Source organism: Roseovarius litorisediminis (genome assembly GCF_900172295.1).
In the GTDB taxonomy this organism is placed as follows: domain Bacteria; phylum Pseudomonadota; class Alphaproteobacteria; order Rhodobacterales; family Rhodobacteraceae; genus Roseovarius; species Roseovarius litorisediminis.
Genome location: NZ_FWFL01000002.1, coordinates 405,829 through 422,455, shown reverse-complemented (window position 1 = coordinate 422,455; position 16,627 = coordinate 405,829). Strand labels below are relative to the sequence as shown.

Below are 16,627 nucleotides of genomic sequence, written 5' to 3'. Positions count from 1 at the left end.
GCGATCATTTCCCCAGCAAATCGTACAGCGTCAACGCCATCACCTGGGCCGACTGAACCATGTCATCAATACCGACATATTCATCTGGCTTATGCGCCAGATCCAGAATGCCCGGCCCATAGGCAATGCAGTTCTTCAGCCGCCCGATCCGGTCGATATGCTTCTGGTCATAGGTGCCGGGGCTGACCACGTACTCGGCCTCACGCCCGAACACTTTCTGAATGGCTTGCCCCACCGAGACCACGACCGGCGCATCGCGCTCGGTCATCGAGGGCAGCACCCGGTGCAATTCGCGCATGTCATAATCAAAGCTTTCGCGGTCCATGCGCACCCGTTCCAGCATATCCCGGATTTCGGCCTCGACCTCGCCGATATCCTCCTCGATCAGGAACCGCCGGTCGATCACCATGCGACACCGGTCGGGTACACATGGCGATGGCAACCCGGTGTAATCCAGTTCCTGCTCTGCCTCGCCACCATGAATCGAATTGATGTTCAGCGTCGACTGCCGCGCCCCCTCGGGCACCACCGGCATATCGGTCCGTCGTGCCGCCAGCGCCGGAAACAGCTTGTCCTCCATCTCGCGCATGACCGCCCCCATATGGCGCACCGCACAATCCCCCAGGAACGGCATCGACCCGTGGGCGATCTCGCCCTTGGTCTCGATCTCGGCCCACCAGACCCCGCGATGGCCCAGACAGATACGATCTTTGTTCAGCGGTTCGGGGATGATCACGTGATCCACACGGTCCGGGCTGAAATACCCCTTCTTGGCCAGATAGGCGACACCGCCAAACCCACCCGATTCCTCATCCGCCGTAGCCGAGATTTCAATCGCCCCGGCATAGCCGGGGCAGATGTCGATAAACGCCTCGGCAGCGATGATACTGGCCGCCAACCCACCCTTCATGTCACAAGCACCGCGCCCATAGACCTTGCCGTCTTTCACATCGCCGCCAAATGGCGGCATCGTCCAGCCGTGGCCGACATCGACCACATCGATATGGCTGTTGAAATGCACGCACTCACCAGCAAGCACACCCTCGCGCCGCGCCACAAGATTCCAGCGTGGATATTTGTCGCTGTCGCCAATCGCCCCTTCGGCACGGATCAGTTCGGTTTGAAACCCGGCATGCAACAGCCGCCGGTCCAGATAATCACAAATCTCGCGATAGTTCAGCCCCGGTGGGTTCAACGTAGGCATGCGGATCAGGTCCTGTGTCAGCGCCACCAGATCGTCGCGCCGCGCCTCGACTTCGGCCTTCAACCTTTCCTGCAGGTTCATCCCGTCCACCCCTTCGCCTGTGTCAGCAGCACCTCGGCTTGTGCGACCATATCCTCTATGATCCGGGCCGCAGGCGGACGGTCATGGATCAGGCCTGCTGCCTCGCCGACAAAGGTATTTGACCCCTCCGGGTCTCCCGCCATCCATGCCTTGCGCCAGGCGTCTGCCTGTTTCTGTGCATTGGCCAGCAGGCCGGGCAAATCGTCATGCCAGCGGTCGGTAAAGGCATTCCGTAACACGCGCGCGGTATAGCGATCAGGCCAGTTCAGATTGCGCGCCTTGTCCATCACGGTCGAGCGGATGGTCTGGTCGCCGGTCGCGGCTATCGCCGCATCGGTCATCGCCTGTGACACATCCGCCTCGGCCGAGGCCCAGAGACGTGAACCCACCAGCACGCCATCGGCCCCCAACATCAGCGCCGCCGCCAGACCGCGCCCGTCGGCAATGCCGCCCGCAGCCACCAGCAGAACATCCGGCGCATTTACCGCCAGCCAGTCAGCTACCTCGGGCACCAGCGTGATCGTGCCGCGCTTCTCGCCGTGCCCGCCCGCCTCGCTGCCCTGTGCGACAATCACCTGTGCCCCGCAGCTTGCCGCGTTCTGCGCATCACGTAATGTCTGCACCTGACAGATCAGCGGTACGCCCGCATTGGCAATTCGGGATGCAAAAGGCGCAGGATTGCCAAACGACAGGAACATCGCCGCCGGGGCATGGCCCAGCGCCAGATCCAGCAACTGGGGTTGCTCGGCCAGCTTCCAGGTGATGAACCCGCAGCCGACCCTTGCATTTCCGGCGCGGCCAAACTGGCGCTCCATCCAATCCGTGTCGCCGTAGCCCCCCCCAATCAGGCCCAATCCCCCCGCTTGCGTCACCGCCGCTGCTAACTTGCCCCCTGCGGCAAAGGCCATAGGCGCCGAGATGATAGGGTGCTCAAGGTCGAACGCGTCTGTCAGTCTGGTTTTCATCGCCACCTCCTGCTGCTGCCCGAACTATGTGCCCGGGACCCGTATAGTTGCAAGTAGAGTGAGCGTGCAGATCATTGAAACCCGTTCTAACCGGCAATCCCGATGCAGACCTCCTGTAGAGAAGACAAGCGTATGTGATGGCACGCCATTGATCCACGCCTTGGGACACGGTGACGCCGCAGCAACATGCGCAGTCGCGAAAAATTGCCAGTATACCCTCCGCCAAGGCGGTGCGGAGTGGGAAAATTTCGCCCGGACCGGCCGTAAATGTGACCAGCCTTGTCAAAAATTAGATCTCCGACGCCGAGCCTGAGGGTATTATCAACTATCTCAAGAAATAGCTTCAATCTCATTCGTCTACGAAACGGGTTGCTGAGATTGTTGATCGTGATTTGATAGGGTAAGTACAAATTTTCAAAAGGCAGCATAATGTCGAAACGGACCTACTACGCACCCAAGGGTGGCTTGCCACCTCAAACGCAGCTTCTGACCGATCGCGCTGTATTTACCGAAGCTTACGCCATAATCCCCAAAGGTACGAACAGTGATATCGTCACCAGTTTCCTGCCCTTTTGGGAAGGTGCCCGTTTCTGGGTGATCGCGCGCCCGCTGTCGGGCTTTGCCGAAACGTTTTCGCAATACATTGCCGAGGTTCAGCCAGGCGGCGGCAGCGACCGCCCCGAAACCGATACCGGGGTTGAGGCGGTGTTGTTCGTGGTCGAAGGCGGCATGACGGTGACGATTGACGGTACACCCCATGATATGGCGCCCGGTGGCTATGCGTATTTGCCACCCGATGCGAATTGGACGTTGCGCAACAATGGCACCCAAGCGGTGCGGTTCCACTGGATTCGCAAGGCGTATCAAGCGGTCGACGGTCTGGATCGACCTGTTGCATTTGTCACCAACGAAAACGACATTGCGCCGACAGTGATGCCTGACACCGACGGGGCGTGGGCGACAACGCGCTTTGTCGAGCCTAGCGACCTGCGCCACGACATGCATGTCACAATCGTGACGCTGATGCCCGGTGCGGTTATTCCGTTTGCCGAAACCCACGTGATGGAACACGGGCTTTATGTGTTGGAAGGCAAGGCGGTATACCACCTCAATCAGAACTGGGTTGAGGTTGAGGCCGGCGATTACATGTGGTTACGCGCGTTCTGTCCGCAAGCCTGTTATGCAGGTGGCCCGGGGCCGTTTCGCTATCTGCTATACAAGGATGTGAATCGGCACATGCCGCTATCTGTTCCGGCAGGATAAACCCCCGGCTTTGTCGCGCGTGCGGTCCCCGTGGCAGAGAGGTCAACCGGCCCCGATGTCCGGTGCCCCCATGCTGCGGGAAACCCGTTCGGCGGCGTCCCGAACCATTGTCCCTATCCGATCAATCTTGTCTTCTGACATGCGAAGGGTGGGGCCCGAAACGGATATACCAGCCACAGCTTCACCGAAAAGATTCAGAATGGGGGCGGCGACGCAACGCATACCCGTTGTCTTTTCCTCGTCGTCATAAGCCCAGCCGCGTTGTCTGGACTTCAGCAGATCTTCTTGCAGATCCGCGGCGGCCGAAATGGTTTTGTCGGTAAAGCATTCAAGCGCATGACTGCGCAGAAATTCAGCAATCCTTTGATCGGAATATTGGCTGAGAAGTGCCTTGCCAATGCCAGAGGCATGCATCGGCGAAATCGTTCCAGGTGGGAAAAACGCGCGGATTGTTTCGTGGGTTTCTATCTGGCTGATAAACATGACCCTGCCATTCATGTCGATACCAAGGTTCGAGGTTTCGCCGGTCTGTTCCATCAACTCGCGCATAACCGGATGGCTGCGCTCGATTACGCCGCTGCGGCGCAGGAAAGCAGACCCAAGACGAAAGGCCATCGACCCAATATGCCATGTCTGTGTCTGCAGATCTATTTCAACGATGTTTCGGGCCTCTAGGGTGGAAAGCACCCGGTGCATTGTTGCCGGAGATTGCTGAAGGTCCTTGGCAATTTCCGTCAGTGTCATGCCCATGTTTGCAGCAAGAGCATCCAGCACATCAAATGCCCGATCAAGTGATTGGATCGTTGTCGCTGCGGGTTTGCCATAAAAATTTTTCGGGCGCCCCTTGCGTCGCGGTTTGTCTGGCATTTCGACCTCACAGGTTAAATAAATTAGAACCTTCTGGATAATAGTGAAAATACATTTTGACTAATGAAAAATTCAAATTACTGAAATTAAACGAAAATAATAAAATTTTCCGGAATCTGGAATTGAAATCAGAAAAATATCATATTCTCGATCATACGGATAGGTTGGCCAGAATCGCCACAGGAGGGCAGATGTATGAGCTTTCAGAATCCGGTTTTCATTCCCGGTCCAACCAATATGCCCGAAGAGATTCGCAAGGCAATTTGTATGCCGACAATCGACCATCGTTCGGACCTGTTTGGTGAAATTTTGCATCCCGCACGAGCGGGAGTGAAGAAGATTCTCAAATCCGAAACCGCCGAGATTTTCATCTATCCCTCAACTGGCACCGGTGGCTGGGAAACCGCCCTGACCAACACATTAAGCGCCGGTGACAAGGTGCTGGCTGCCCGCAACGGCATGTTCAGCCATCGCTGGATCGACATGTGTCAGCGTCATGGTCTGGAAGTCCAGATTGTCGAAACCACTTGGGGGGAAGGCCTGCCAGCGGATCGCTATGAAGAAGCGCTGACCGCCGACACCAATCACGAAATCAAGGCCGTACTGGCCACGCATAATGAGACAGCCACAGGAGTGCGCAGCGATATTGCTGCAGTTCGCCGCGCGATGGACGCAGCCGGCCACCCCGCGATGCTGTTTGTTGACGGTGTTAGTTCGATCGGGTCAATGGATTTTCGCATGGACGAATGGGGCGTGGATGTCGCCGTGACCGGTAGTCAAAAGGGCTTTATGTTGCCTGCCGGACTGGGCATCGTCGGGTTTTCCCCCAAGGCAATGGCGGCCGTCGAAACGGCAACGCTGCCTCGCACCTTCTTTGATGTTCGCGACATGAGCAAAGGCTATGCCGCCAACGGTTATCCCTATACGCCTGCAGTTGGCCTGATGAACGGGTTGAAGCTGGCTTGCGAGATGCTGCTGGATGAAGGTCTGGAGAACGTGTTTGCGCGTCATTTCCGCCTTGCCGAAGGTATCCGCCGGGGGATCGATGCCTGGGGTCTGAAGCTGAAGGCCGCCACTAAGGAGGTCGAATCCGATACGGTCAGCGCGATTCAGACACCAGAAGGCTTTAACGCCACTGATGTCGTCACCCATGCCGCCGACAAATATGGCGTCGCTTTCGGCGTGGGTCTGGGTGAAGTTGCAGGCAAGGTGTTTCGTATCGGCCATCTGGGAATGCTGACAGATGTCCTCGCGCTGAGTGGCGTGGCCACGGCGGAAATGGTCATGGTTGATCTGGGTCTCGATATAAAACTGGGTTCGGGTGTTGCTGCGGCTCAGGAATACTACCGCAACACGACCAACGCCGCCTGATCACGGAGATTGGCAAGATGTATATCCCGACACTTGAAGACATGCTGGTCGCGCACGAGCGGATCAAACCGCATATCCGGCGCACGCCGGTGCGGACCTCGGACTATCTGAATGAGCTGAGCGGCGCACAACTGTTTTTCAAATGCGAAAACTTTCAGGAGCCGGGGGCCTTCAAGGTGCGCGGCGCCAGCAATGCGGTGTTTGGCCTTGACGACGAGCAAGCCAAACAGGGCGTTGCAACGCATTCGTCTGGCAACCATGCCTCGTGCCTGTCTTACGCGGCCATGCTGCGCGGTATTCCCTGCAACGTGGTCATGCCACACACAGCACCGCAGGCCAAGAAAGACACCGTGCGCCGTTATGGTGGCAAGATCACTGAATGTGAACCGTCCACCACCTCACGCGAGGCGACCTTTGCCAAGGTGCAGGCCGAGACAGGCGGTGATTTCGTGCATCCCTATAATGATCCGCGCGTAATCGCGGGCCAGGGAACTTGTTCAAAAGAGCTGATCGAGCAAACTGACGGTCTGGATTTTGTTGTGGCCCCCATCGGTGGCGGCGGCATGATCTCGGGCACCTGCCTGACCCTGTCAAATCTGGCACCTGAAACCAAGGTGATCGCGGCCGAGCCCGAGCAGGCTGACGATGCCTATCGCAGCTTCAAGGCCGGTCACATCATCGCCGATGATGCACCCAAGACCATCGCCGATGGCCTCTTGGTGCCGCTCAAGGATCTGACCTGGCATTTCGTTTCAAACAACGTCCACGAAATCTATACCGCATCCGAGGAAGAGATCATCGACGCGATGAAGATCACCTGGAAGCACCTTCGTGTGGTGATGGAACCGTCATCGGCCGTGCCGCTGGCAACCATTCTTAAAAACAAACAAGTCTTCGCGGGTAAACGCGTTGGCGTGATCGTTACCGGAGGCAATGTCGATCTCGGCAAATTGCCCTGGCTGAACAGTTGATATCGGAAAGGTAAGTAAAATGAACGCACTTGTAGATTTCTCAAAACTTGAAGTGGGCTATGACGTACCTGCCGTCCCCGGTATGGACGAGGCGGATATACAGACCCCCTGTCTGGTGCTGGACCTGGACGCGCTGGAGCGCAACATCAGGAAGATGGGCGACTATGCCAAGGAACATGGCATGCGTCACCGCGCCCACGGCAAAATGCACAAATCCGTTGATGTACTGAAGCTGCAGCAGGATATGGGCGCCGCCGTTGGCGTGTGCTGTCAGAAAGTTTCCGAAGCCCAGGTTTTTGCCCGCGGTGGCATCAAGGACGTGATGGTGTCCAATCAGGTGACCGAACCTGCCAAGATCAAACGTCTGGCCGCCATGCCAAAACTGGGCTGCCGCGTTCTGGTTTGCGTCGACGATCCTGAAAACGTCAAAGCGTTGTCCGATGCGGCAGTTGCGGCCGGCACCGAACTGGAAGCTCTGGTCGAGATTGACTGTGGCGCGGGCCGTTGCGGGGTGAACACCACGCAGGACGTGGTGAACATTGCCAAGTTGATAGACGCGGCACCAAACCTGAAATTTGCCGGTATCCAGGCTTATCAGGGTGCCATGCAGCACATGGACCTTTATGCGGATCGCAAAGAAAAACTTGATGCGGCCATCGCACAAGTGGCGGATGCGGTTACCGGTCTGAAAAGTAACAACCTGGAATGTGATATCGTCGGCGGCGGCGGTACCGGATCTTACTACTTTGAAAGCGCGTCGAACGTTTACAACGAATTGCAGTGCGGCTCCTACGCTTTTATGGACGCTGATTATGGCCGCATCCTTGACGAAAACGGCAAACGTATCGACGAGGGTGAATGGGAGAACGCGCTGTTCATCCTGACAACTGTGATGAGCCATTCCAAAGCCGACAAGGCGATTGTGGATGCGGGCCTGAAGGCGCAATCCGTCGACAGCGGCCTGCCGTTTGTCTATGGCCGCAACGATGTCGAATACCTGAAATGCTCGGACGAGCACGGTGTCGTCGCCGACCCGAATGGCGCGCTGAAGGTCAACGACAAGCTGCGCCTCGTGCCTGGCCACTGCGACCCGACATGCAATGTACATGACTGGTATGTCGGCGTGCGGAACGGCAAAGTTGAAACGGTCTGGCCGGTATCGGCACGCGGTAAGGCCTACTAAAGAACTCTCCCTGACCTGGCGGGGGCCATATGATTGCTCCCGCCCCTTTTTCTCTATTGAGAGGCTGACATGTATATTGTTCCCGAAAAAGAAATCGCCGGGCTGGTAACGAGGGCGCAAAGTTTTGATGCGGTAGAAAAGGTATTTGCGTCAATGTCGGCGCGCTCGGCCTATAATTTTCCGGTAATCCGAGAAGCAATCGGCCACGAAGATGCGCTTTTTGGCTTCAAGGGTGGTTTTGACAAGACAGGAATGGCGCTTGGGCTCAAGGCGGGCGGTTATTGGCCAAACAACCTGGAAAAAAATAACCTGATCAACCACCAGTCCACCATTTTTCTGTTCGATCCAGATACGGGCCGCGTCAAGGCGATGGTTGGCGGCAACCTGCTGACAGCCCTGCGCACCGCTGCGGCCTCATCTGTGTCAATCAAACATCTGGCGCCTAAAGGTGCGAAGGTGATGGGTATGATCGGCGCAGGCCATCAGGCCACGTTTCAGTTGCGTGCAGCGCTTGAGCAACGCAATTTTGAAAAGGTCATCGGGTGGAACCTCCATCCTGAAGCCCTGAGCCGGTTGGACGAAGTCGCAAGGGAATTTGACCTGCCGTTTGAGGCTGTCGAACTTGATCAACTAGGGGCCGAGGCAGATGTGATCATCACTATCACCTCATCCTTTGACCCGATCCTGATGGATGCGCAGGTAAAAGGCGGCACGCATATCGCGTGCATGGGTACCGACACCAAAGGCAAGCAAGAAGTCGATGCGGCCCTGGTGGCCCGTGCAACCGTCTTTACCGATGAATTGGCACAATCCATCACCATCGGTGAATGTCAGCATGCGATTGCAGATGACTCACTGTCCCAGGGCGACATCAACGAAATCGGTGCTGTGATCAATGGTGATCATCCAGGCCGCACTTCGGATGATGAGATAACACTGTTCGATGGCACCGGCGTCGGTTTGCAGGATCTGGCCGTGGCTTTGGCAGTGGTTGATCTGGCCATTGAGAAAGGTATAGCGATCGAGGTTGATTTCTGAATCTTCACTGTCGGTATTTCCAGCCGTCCCGCACCTGATATGGGGCGGCAACCTGCCTGACGCGGAAGGCCGGCCAGATGGCCAGGCCGTTGGCGTTAATCCCCAATATCCAAAGCACGACGAACTGCAAGAACGGCAGCGGCGTAGTCGCCCAATGCAATTCCTCTGAATGCAAATGCTGCCGGCTTTGCATATCTGTCCATGTCAGTTTCCCCCGAGATCAATTCCGTCAGGTCACCCGATATCTGATCATATGGCAGCATCGGCTTGCTACTTTCAGCCTCCTGTTTCCGGTCGTCGACAATCACGGTTCCGAAGGCTGACATGCTATCCGGCTTCCAGGGAATGCAGGCGTCTGTGATAGCGGCAAAGGACGTCGGCCCGAGCCATCGGGCGTCCAGGAAGGGTTCAATGGAATAATCCAGTGTAATGGATGTCACCACCAGATCAGCTTCGCGCAGGGCCTCCTCGGCGCTGGAACACTTCTCAGCTTCAAGGCCCAGGCTGCGGGCGTATTGGCAAAGCCTATCGATATTCGCCTTGCCACGTCCGAATGTGCGAATCCGTTTCAGCGGAAACTGTTCCGAAAATGCTTTTAAATGCGAATGCGCCTGAACGCCGGTCCCCACGAAAGCAACCGTCTCGGCGTCTGGTTCGGCAAGGCGACGTGCGGCCACCAGCGACAGCCCCGCAGTTCTGACCGCTGTAATCCAGTTTGCATCCAGAACAGCAATCAGCAGACCGGTTTCCGCGTCCAGCACCATGATTGCGCCGTTGATTGTCGGAAGGTTTCTGGCCGGATTTTCAGGGCAGACGGTGACCTGTTTAACAACAATGTATCCGTCGTCACCGACAGCAAGCGTGGACATCGCGTACCGCCCGTCCCCGGGCAAGATTGCTGTCTTTGGTGAAGTATGAAGCCGTCCTTCCGCCTTGGCGACCAGCGCGGCTTCGATAGCGTTGGCAATTTCCGAAGTTTTTATGCCAAGTGCCCCAAGGTCTTCATCTGTCAAATAGGCCAGATCTTTTTTTGGTGTCATGGTCCGGGCTTTCGGTTCGGCGCATCATCACGCAGTTCGCTTCCGGTCACAATACCTGAGAAACACAATCTCTGGCGACACCTTTTTCGACAAAAGACCTGAGCCGAATTTCCGAATGCCCCGGGCTTAGTTCCCGGGGCATTGGTTTTTTCAAAGGTGGTTGTCTTTGGCCAGCGACCCTTTGCCGTGGCCAGCCATGCCGCCCGCAACTTCTTCGGTAGCTTCATCCGCCAGTTCTTCCGGCAACAAGAGATTCAGCACAATGGCAATGAACGCTGCTGGCAAAAGGCCCGATGTCATTAGGATACGCACGGTGTCAGGCAGGTATTTCACCGCATCCGGTTCCAGCTGCAGACCCAGACCAACCGAAAGGGCGATCGCGAAGATCACCATGTTACGGCGGTTCCAGGCAACATCTGACAGCATCGAGATGCCTGCCGCCACAACCATCCCGAACATTACTATAACGCCACCGCCCAGAACCTCGATCGGAACTGTGCGGATGACGCCGCCAACCTTCGGGATCAGGCCGCAGATGATCAGGAACACAGCGCCGCATGTGACCACGTGCCGGCTCATCACGCCTGTCATCGCAATCAGGCCTACGTTCTGGCTGAATGAGGTGTTGGGGAAGGCCCCGAAACACCCGGCAATAGCCGTGCCCAGACCATCGGCATAGGTCGCGCCCTGAATCTCTTTATCAGTGGCCTCACGCCCGGCACCGCCTTTGGTGATCCCCGAGACATCGCCCACGGTTTCAATCGCCGAGATAAAGGCCATCAGGCAGAATCCAACAACAGCCGCTGCCGAAAACTCAAACCCGTATTTGAAGGGCTGAGGCAGGGCAAATGCAGCCGAACGAGACCACGAGGCGGCAATGTCGTCAAAACTAAGCATGCCTACTAACAGGCAATAAATGTAACCCACAACCAACCCGATCAGAACGGCCGAGATCGACAGCATCCCACGGGTAAAGAACTTGAGCCCCAGGGTGACAAAGATTACGATCAGTGCGGCAGACCAGTTCAGCAAAGAGCCGTATTCCGCGGCCCCTGACATTTTCGCCGGAACGCCTCCGGCGGCATATTGAATGCCGACCTTGACCAGCGCGAGGCCGATCATTGTAACAATAAGTCCCGTAACCAGCGGCGGCAGCGCAAAGCGTATCTTGCCGATGAATGACCCCAGCATGGCGTGGAACAAACCGCCGATGATGACGCCGGTGAAAAGCACTGCAAGCGCATCCACGCCCTTGCCCGCCACCAGCGGGATCATAATCGGCAGAAAGGCAAAGGATGTGCCCTGCACGATTGGCAGAGCCGCGCCAACAGGTCCGACGGTCAGCGTTTGCAAAAGCGTAGCAACACCTGCGAACAGCATGGACATCTGGATGAGATACAGAAGTTCGGGAAAGTCAGGTGAGTTGGAACCAAAGCCGAACCCGGCCGCCCCCGCAACGATGATCGCTGGCGTCACGTTAGAAACGAACATAGCCAGAACGTGCTGAATTCCCAGGGGAATGCCACGTGCAAGACCGGGGAAGTAGTTTGGATCGCGAAGCTGTTCGGGCGTCCCTATTGAAGTATCAGCCATGATCAGCCCTCCTGTCGTAGCTGTCCGCGTTATGCCTCTGGTTCTTTTTGCCAGAGTGCTTGGTCAATGGACTCGACGACAAACGGATCATCGAACCAGTGTTCTTCAAGATTGGGGCCGTCGCCGATGCGATCGACCACAATGTATTGTCCCGGCGCACCAATCGGGGCCAGCACCCCGTGCCAGACGCCGCGATGCAGGTTGATGGATTGCCCCGGCCCGGTGATGAACGCCTTGAGGTTCACCGGAACGCCGCCCTCGTCATCGGCAACGATCACAAGAAAAGGCACCCCGTTGAGGGGCACGAACGCCTGGCTTCCATCGGGGTGACGCTCGACCATATCCACAAGATGCGGCAGGTGGCGCGCCTTGGCGTCAAACAGGCTTATCCCGGCGCGCCCGTCCGAGAAATCAAGCGCGGCCAGATCGTGATGGCGGCCGCACATGCCCTGATTGATCATCTTGGTGGGCGCGTCGCGCGGCTCGATGATGTCGCCGTAGGGCGCAAACGCCTCTGGCGTCAGGGGTGTAAGGGTCAGCGGGCGGGTCATTGCGGCAACATGTCCTTGAGACGCCATTCGCCGATCCGCTCGAACTGCTTGCAGGCTTCGGCAAACTCGGTCTCGCTATCGTTGTTGATCCGGCGTTCAAACGCCTGCTGGATTGACGCCTTGGTGTTGTCACGCACCGCGATGATGAAGGGAAAACCATGCTTGGCGACGTATTCGGCGTTCAGCGACTGGAACATCGCGCGCTCGGCATCGGTAAGCATATCAAGCCCAGCGCCCGCCTGTTCGGATGTGCTTTCTGCGGTCAGTTGCCCTGCAGCGGCCAGCTTGCCAGCAAGGTCAGGGTGTGCCGTCAAAACGCCAAGCCGCTCGGCATGCGATGCAGAACGGAACATCCGGCAAAGCGCATGATGCAGACCCGTTGCGCAATCATGGGCCGGGCCAAGCTCAAGATCAAAGGCGCGCTCGGCGATCCAGGACGAATGCTCGAACACACCGCCAAAGGCGGCGACAAACGCCTCTTTGGTCATTTCAGACGGGCGCTCAAACGCGACGTTCGGGTGGTGATCATGCCAATGACGGGCAATCTCGATCCGGCGTGCGAACCAGACATCGGCATGCCCTTGGGCGTACTCCATGAAACGGCGCAGCGCCATGACCCGCCCCGGGCGCCCGATCAGCCGACAATGCAGGCCGATCGACATCATCTTGGCCTGACCGGCCTCGCCCTCGGCGTAAAGCGCATCAAAGCTGTCCTTGAGATAGGCAAAGAACTGATCGCCCGAGTTGAACCCCTGCGGCGTGGCAAAGCGCATGTCGTTGCAATCAAGCGTATAAGGCACGATCAGCTGATCCTTGCCATGCGACGTGATCCAGTACGGCAGGTCATCGGCATAGGCGTCCGAAACATAATCAAATCCGCCTTCTTCCGCGACAAGATCGACGGTATTTGCCGAACACCGCCCGGTATACCAGCCGCGTGGGCGGGTGCCGGTCACCTCGGTATGAAGGCGGATCGCCTCAAGCATATCGGCCTTTTCGGCCTCGGGCGTATGATCCTTGTACTCGATCCACTTCAACCCGTGGCTTGCGATTTCCCAATCGGCGTCCTGCATGGCGCGCACCTGTTCGGGATTGCGCGCAAGGGCAGAGGCCACACCATAGACCGTCGCGGGTATATTCAGCTCTGTGAACAAGCGGTGCAGACGCCAGAACCCGGCGCGCGCGCCGTATTCATAGATCGATTCCATGTTCCAATGCCGCTGACCCGGCCAGGCCGCGGCGCCAACGATCTCGGACAGGAAGGCCTCGGATGCGGCATCGCCGTGCAAGATGTTGTTTTCGCCGCCCTCTTCGTAATTGATTACGAATTGCACGGCAATTTTCGCGTTGTTTGGCCATTTCGGGTCAGGGGTCAGGCCCCCATAGCCGCGCATGTCGCGAGGATAGCGTGTCATAAAAAAGTCTCCGATTTTTTGATTTCGTTTTATGTCAAAATAATAAAAACAACTTTCCAGAAAATCTTGAAAGAGTTACTTGCAAGAGTAAGGTGTTAAGTTAGAGCAAAAATCGGCAATGATTGGTGCAGTGCAAACCGTTGAGGCATGAAAATGGCTGGCTATCTGACGACGCATGTTCTGGACACCGCCCGTGGCGTCCCCGCAGAGGGCGTGAAGATTGAGCTTTTCCGGATTGATGCTGAAGGGCGAAAACTCCTTAAAACGCTTGAAACCAATGACGATGGGCGCACAGACGAGCAGATTTTACCTAACGAGGAATTTGCCATTGGCACGTACGAGCTGGTGTTTCATGCAGGCGATTATCTGACTGCAACCGGAACCCCCGCCGAAGATCCGCGCTTTTTGGATGTGGTGCCGCTGCGCTTTGGCATGTCTGAACATAGCCATTATCATGTGCCCCTGTTGCTGTCGCCGTTCGGTTACGCCACCTACCGCGGCAGCTGACAAAGGTTCTGGCGTCGTGCCTGGCGTCATATTTCCTTCGGCAGCTTCTCAAGGATGTGGTTGACCACAAAATCTATAAACAGCCGAATTTTGGGGTCCTGACGCCGCCGGTGGGTGTACAGACACCCCATTTGAATCGGGATCGGCGGCTCGTTTTGCAGCACCGGCACAAGCTGACCTTTGCCAAGGTACTCGGCCACCTCAAACAGCGGCTTCAGTATGATCCCATGCCCCTCCAGTGCCCATTGGGTCAGGACATCACCATCGTCGGTTTCAAACGGGCCGGACACGGAAATGCGCTTGACCCCATCTGGTGTCTGTAACGGCCATTGAAATTCAGGTGCGCCCGGAAAGCGCAGATTAAGACAGGCATGTTTGTCAGATCTCAAACTGGCGCTGGTGTCGGGCTGGCCTTTGCGCGCAATATATTCGGGCGCGGCACACAAAAGCCTTGGGCAATCAACGATCTTGCGTATGCGCAACGTTGAATCCTCGGGCAGGCCAAGGAAAAACGCGGCGTCCAGCCCCTCTGCGGCAAGGTCAAGCTTGCGGTCCGACAGGCGCAACCGGATATTCACCAGCGGGAATTGCGCGTTAAAGGCGGGAACCGCCGGGGCGATAAACCGTTTGCCCATGCCAAGTGGTGCCGCTATGAACAGCGACCCCCTCGGTGTGCTGGTCACATTGCTGATTTCCGCTTCGGCGTCGTCTACGGCTTCCAGTATCTTGCAGGCGCCCCGATAGAACAACGTGCCCTGTTCGGTCGGATGCAAACTCCGGGTGGTGCGCTGGAACAACCTGATGTTCAGGTGTTCCTCGAGATGGGCAATCCTTGCAGATGCAACCGCCGCCGAAATCCGTTGATCACGGGCCGCGGCCGACATGTTGCCCAGTTCATAGATCCGCACAAAGGTTCTGATATTGTCCAAATAAGCCATGAAATGAGATTATTAGCTTTCTATTGAAGCAGCTAGGATTTTTTCAGTATTTCAGAACAATGAATAACTGCGGTAGTAGAAAATCAAGAATATTCGGGAGTTTGACATGCACGATCTGGCAATCATTTGGGACTGGGCGGCTTTTGCCATCCGTTGGGTGCACGTCATCACCGCGATCGCCTGGATCGGGTCATCTTTTTACTTTGTGGCGCTTGATCTAGGGCTGCGCAAGGTGCCGCATCTGCCTGTTGGCGCTCATGGTGAAGAGTGGCAGGTGCATGGCGGCGGATTCTATCACATCCAGAAATACCTGGTGGCGCCGGAAAACATGCCCGACCATCTGATCTGGTTCAAATGGGAAAGCTATGCCACATGGATGTCAGGGGCAGCGCTTTTGATGGTTGTCTATTGGGCCGGGGCCGAACTCTATCTGATAGATGCCGCCAAGGCCGATCTTGCGATCTGGCAAGGCATTCTTATCTCGGCGGCCTCGCTAAGCGTTGGCTGGCTGATCTATGACTTCTTGTGCAAATCCAGACTAGGTGAACAACCGACCTTGCTGATGGTGCTGTTGTTCGTGCTGCTGGTGGTGATGGCCTGGGGCTACAACCAGATATTCACCGGCCGCGCGGCACTGCTGCATCTGGGGGCGTTCACCGCTACGATCATGACCGCTAACGTGTTTTTCATCATCATGCCGAACCAACGCATCGTGGTCAAAGACCTGCAGGAGGGCCGCACCCCTGATCCCAAGTACGGCAAAATAGCCAAGCTGCGCTCGACCCATAACAACTACCTGACGTTGCCGGTGGTGTTCCTGATGCTCTCCACCCACTATCCGCTGGCCTTTGCCACCGAATATAATTGGCTGATCGCGGCGCTGGTCTTTCTGATGGGGGTCACGATCCGGCATTTTTTCAACACGATGCATGCAGGCGGGGGCATGAAATGGTGGACGTGGGCGGTGACGGCGCTGCTTTTCATCGGGGTCATGTGGCTTTCAACCGCCCCGCTGATGCACGACAGCCCCGAGACCTCCCAGGCGCGCGCGCTGACGAAAACTGAACAGGTATTTGCCTCGGCCGGCGGGTTTGACGAGGTCGCCAGCATCGTGCCCGGCCGCTGTTCGATGTGCCACGCCCGCGAGCCTTTTTATGACGGTATTCGCCGGGCCCCCAAGAACATCCTGCTGGAAACCCCGGCCGATATCGCCCGCGCCGCCCGCCAGATCTATCTGCAGGCCGGCGTCACCACCGCCATGCCTCCGGCCAATGTCTCATACATGGAAGACGCCGAACGCAAGGCAATCATCCAATGGTACAAAAACGCATCTCAAGACATGCCCTTCAGAATTGCTTTTCAATAAAGAAGATACAAACCAAAACCACAAATCCCCGTCGGTGTAGGCGGGGATTTGTGGTTTTGAACATACTCAGGGCTCAACCTCAGGACCGGCTATAAGATCCGCGTATTCCGTGGGCTTGAAAAACGCTATTCCCCAAAACAAGGCCGAGTCTTGTAGCTTGCGCTCAGAGCGCTCTTCTCGAAAGCATTCGATTACAACCGCACTATGGCGCATTGCGAAGCCGGATGTTGCCGGGGCAATCCACCCCATTCGCAATGCCGTCAGGCAAACGTTC

15 protein-coding genes are annotated in these 16,627 nt (G+C 56.8%); 7 read left to right on the top strand and 8 right to left on the bottom strand.

The window, feature by feature from the left end; genetic code table 11:
• Positions 1 to 4: 4 nt before the first annotated feature.
• The gene (locus PEL8287_RS05385; protein WP_085891319.1) at positions 5 to 1,285 is read right to left on the bottom strand and encodes an acetylornithine deacetylase/succinyl-diaminopimelate desuccinylase family protein; all 1,281 of its coding nucleotides are present in this window, start codon (positions 1,283 to 1,285) and stop codon (positions 5 to 7) included.
• Positions 1,282 to 2,256: an NAD(P)H-dependent flavin oxidoreductase gene (locus PEL8287_RS05380; protein WP_306372175.1), complete on the bottom strand. Its 975-nt coding sequence runs from the start codon at positions 2,254 to 2,256 to the stop codon at positions 1,282 to 1,284. The genes PEL8287_RS05385 and PEL8287_RS05380 overlap by 4 nt, the downstream gene beginning before the upstream one ends.
• Before the next feature lie 423 nt (positions 2,257 to 2,679).
• Here PEL8287_RS05380 and PEL8287_RS05375 point away from each other — a divergent pair, with 423 nt between their 5' ends.
• Positions 2,680 to 3,513, top strand: coding sequence for a bifunctional allantoicase/(S)-ureidoglycine aminohydrolase (locus tag PEL8287_RS05375; RefSeq protein ID WP_085891317.1), 834 nt, complete (start codon positions 2,680 to 2,682; stop codon positions 3,511 to 3,513).
• Positions 3,514 to 3,555: 42 nt separating this feature from the next.
• On the opposite strand, the gene bhcR is transcribed toward PEL8287_RS05375, so the two are convergent.
• Positions 3,556 to 4,380: an HTH-type transcriptional regulator BhcR gene (gene bhcR, locus PEL8287_RS05370; protein ID WP_085891316.1), complete on the bottom strand. Its 825-nt coding sequence runs from the start codon at positions 4,378 to 4,380 to the stop codon at positions 3,556 to 3,558.
• A 195-nt stretch (positions 4,381 to 4,575) separates the two neighbouring features.
• Between bhcR and bhcA the strand changes: the two genes are divergently transcribed.
• The 4 genes from bhcA (at position 4,576) to bhcD (ending at position 8,943) form a co-directional block, all read left to right on the top strand.
• On the top strand, positions 4,576 to 5,751 hold the full coding sequence (gene bhcA, locus PEL8287_RS05365) for an L-aspartate--glyoxylate aminotransferase BhcA (RefSeq protein WP_085891315.1): 1,176 nt from the start codon (positions 4,576 to 4,578) through the stop codon (positions 5,749 to 5,751).
• A gap of 17 nt (positions 5,752 to 5,768) precedes the next feature.
• The gene (bhcB, locus tag PEL8287_RS05360; protein ID WP_085891314.1) at positions 5,769 to 6,722 is read left to right on the top strand and encodes a beta-hydroxyaspartate dehydratase BhcB; all 954 of its coding nucleotides are present in this window, start codon (positions 5,769 to 5,771) and stop codon (positions 6,720 to 6,722) included.
• Between the two features lie 19 nt (positions 6,723 to 6,741).
• Entirely contained in the window at positions 6,742 to 7,905 is a 1,164-nt protein-coding gene (gene bhcC / locus PEL8287_RS05355; RefSeq protein WP_085891313.1) for a 3-hydroxy-D-aspartate aldolase BhcC, read from the top strand.
• Between the two features lie 69 nt (positions 7,906 to 7,974).
• Entirely contained in the window at positions 7,975 to 8,943 is a 969-nt protein-coding gene (gene bhcD, locus PEL8287_RS05350) for an iminosuccinate reductase BhcD (RefSeq protein WP_085891312.1), read from the top strand.
• A 95-nt stretch (positions 8,944 to 9,038) separates the two neighbouring features.
• Here bhcD and PEL8287_RS05345 read toward each other — a convergent pair whose 3' ends face one another.
• From PEL8287_RS05345 to puuE, 4 genes are all read right to left on the bottom strand, one after another.
• Positions 9,039 to 9,983, bottom strand: coding sequence for an ornithine cyclodeaminase family protein (locus PEL8287_RS05345; protein WP_085891311.1), 945 nt, complete (start codon positions 9,981 to 9,983; stop codon positions 9,039 to 9,041).
• Positions 9,984 to 10,133: 150 nt separating this feature from the next.
• The gene (locus tag PEL8287_RS05340) at positions 10,134 to 11,576 is read right to left on the bottom strand and encodes a uracil-xanthine permease family protein (RefSeq protein ID WP_085891310.1); all 1,443 of its coding nucleotides are present in this window, start codon (positions 11,574 to 11,576) and stop codon (positions 10,134 to 10,136) included.
• Between the two features lie 29 nt (positions 11,577 to 11,605).
• The gene (locus PEL8287_RS05335; protein ID WP_085891309.1) at positions 11,606 to 12,127 is read right to left on the bottom strand and encodes an ureidoglycolate lyase; all 522 of its coding nucleotides are present in this window, start codon (positions 12,125 to 12,127) and stop codon (positions 11,606 to 11,608) included.
• Positions 12,124 to 13,542: an allantoinase PuuE gene (gene puuE, locus PEL8287_RS05330; RefSeq protein ID WP_085891308.1), complete on the bottom strand. Its 1,419-nt coding sequence runs from the start codon at positions 13,540 to 13,542 to the stop codon at positions 12,124 to 12,126. Before puuE ends, PEL8287_RS05335 begins: the two co-directional genes overlap by 4 nt.
• A 153-nt stretch (positions 13,543 to 13,695) precedes the next feature.
• Here puuE and uraH point away from each other — a divergent pair, with 153 nt between their 5' ends.
• Complete coding sequence (gene uraH / locus PEL8287_RS05325) at positions 13,696 to 14,049, top strand: hydroxyisourate hydrolase (protein ID WP_085891502.1); 354 nt, start codon at positions 13,696 to 13,698, stop codon at positions 14,047 to 14,049.
• 26 nt (positions 14,050 to 14,075) lie between these two features.
• Here the strand turns inward: uraH and PEL8287_RS05320 are convergent, their stop codons facing one another.
• Positions 14,076 to 14,987, bottom strand: a complete 912-nt coding sequence (locus tag PEL8287_RS05320) for a LysR family transcriptional regulator (protein WP_085891307.1) — start codon at positions 14,985 to 14,987, stop codon at positions 14,076 to 14,078.
• Positions 14,988 to 15,093: 106 nt separating this feature from the next.
• Here PEL8287_RS05320 and PEL8287_RS05315 point away from each other — a divergent pair, with 106 nt between their 5' ends.
• The gene (locus PEL8287_RS05315; protein ID WP_085891306.1) at positions 15,094 to 16,353 is read left to right on the top strand and encodes a urate hydroxylase PuuD; all 1,260 of its coding nucleotides are present in this window, start codon (positions 15,094 to 15,096) and stop codon (positions 16,351 to 16,353) included.
• Positions 16,354 to 16,627 lie beyond the last annotated feature (274 nt).

Excerpts from the sequence above, each read along its gene's own strand:
- PEL8287_RS05385 (WP_085891319.1), bottom strand. The coding sequence starts at position 1,285 with ATGAACCTGCAGGAAAGGTTGAAGGCCGAAGTCGAGGCGCGGCGCGAC.
- PEL8287_RS05375 (WP_085891317.1), top strand. The coding sequence starts at position 2,680 with ATGTCGAAACGGACCTACTACGCACCCAAGGGTGGCTTGCCACCTCAA.
- bhcR (WP_085891316.1), bottom strand. The coding sequence starts at position 4,380 with ATGCCAGACAAACCGCGACGCAAGGGGCGCCCGAAAAATTTTTATGGC.
- bhcA (WP_085891315.1), top strand. The coding sequence starts at position 4,576 with ATGAGCTTTCAGAATCCGGTTTTCATTCCCGGTCCAACCAATATGCCC.
- bhcB (WP_085891314.1), top strand. The coding sequence starts at position 5,769 with ATGTATATCCCGACACTTGAAGACATGCTGGTCGCGCACGAGCGGATC.
- bhcC (WP_085891313.1), top strand. The coding sequence starts at position 6,742 with ATGAACGCACTTGTAGATTTCTCAAAACTTGAAGTGGGCTATGACGTA.
- bhcD (WP_085891312.1), top strand. The coding sequence starts at position 7,975 with ATGTATATTGTTCCCGAAAAAGAAATCGCCGGGCTGGTAACGAGGGCG.
- PEL8287_RS05345 (WP_085891311.1), bottom strand. The coding sequence starts at position 9,983 with ATGACACCAAAAAAAGATCTGGCCTATTTGACAGATGAAGACCTTGGG.
- PEL8287_RS05340 (WP_085891310.1), bottom strand. The coding sequence starts at position 11,576 with ATGGCTGATACTTCAATAGGGACGCCCGAACAGCTTCGCGATCCAAAC.
- PEL8287_RS05335 (WP_085891309.1), bottom strand. The coding sequence starts at position 12,127 with ATGACCCGCCCGCTGACCCTTACACCCCTGACGCCAGAGGCGTTTGCG.
- puuE (WP_085891308.1), bottom strand. The coding sequence starts at position 13,542 with ATGACACGCTATCCTCGCGACATGCGCGGCTATGGGGGCCTGACCCCT.
- uraH (WP_085891502.1), top strand. The coding sequence starts at position 13,696 with ATGGCTGGCTATCTGACGACGCATGTTCTGGACACCGCCCGTGGCGTC.
- PEL8287_RS05320 (WP_085891307.1), bottom strand. The coding sequence starts at position 14,987 with ATGGCTTATTTGGACAATATCAGAACCTTTGTGCGGATCTATGAACTG.
- PEL8287_RS05315 (WP_085891306.1), top strand. The coding sequence starts at position 15,094 with ATGCACGATCTGGCAATCATTTGGGACTGGGCGGCTTTTGCCATCCGT.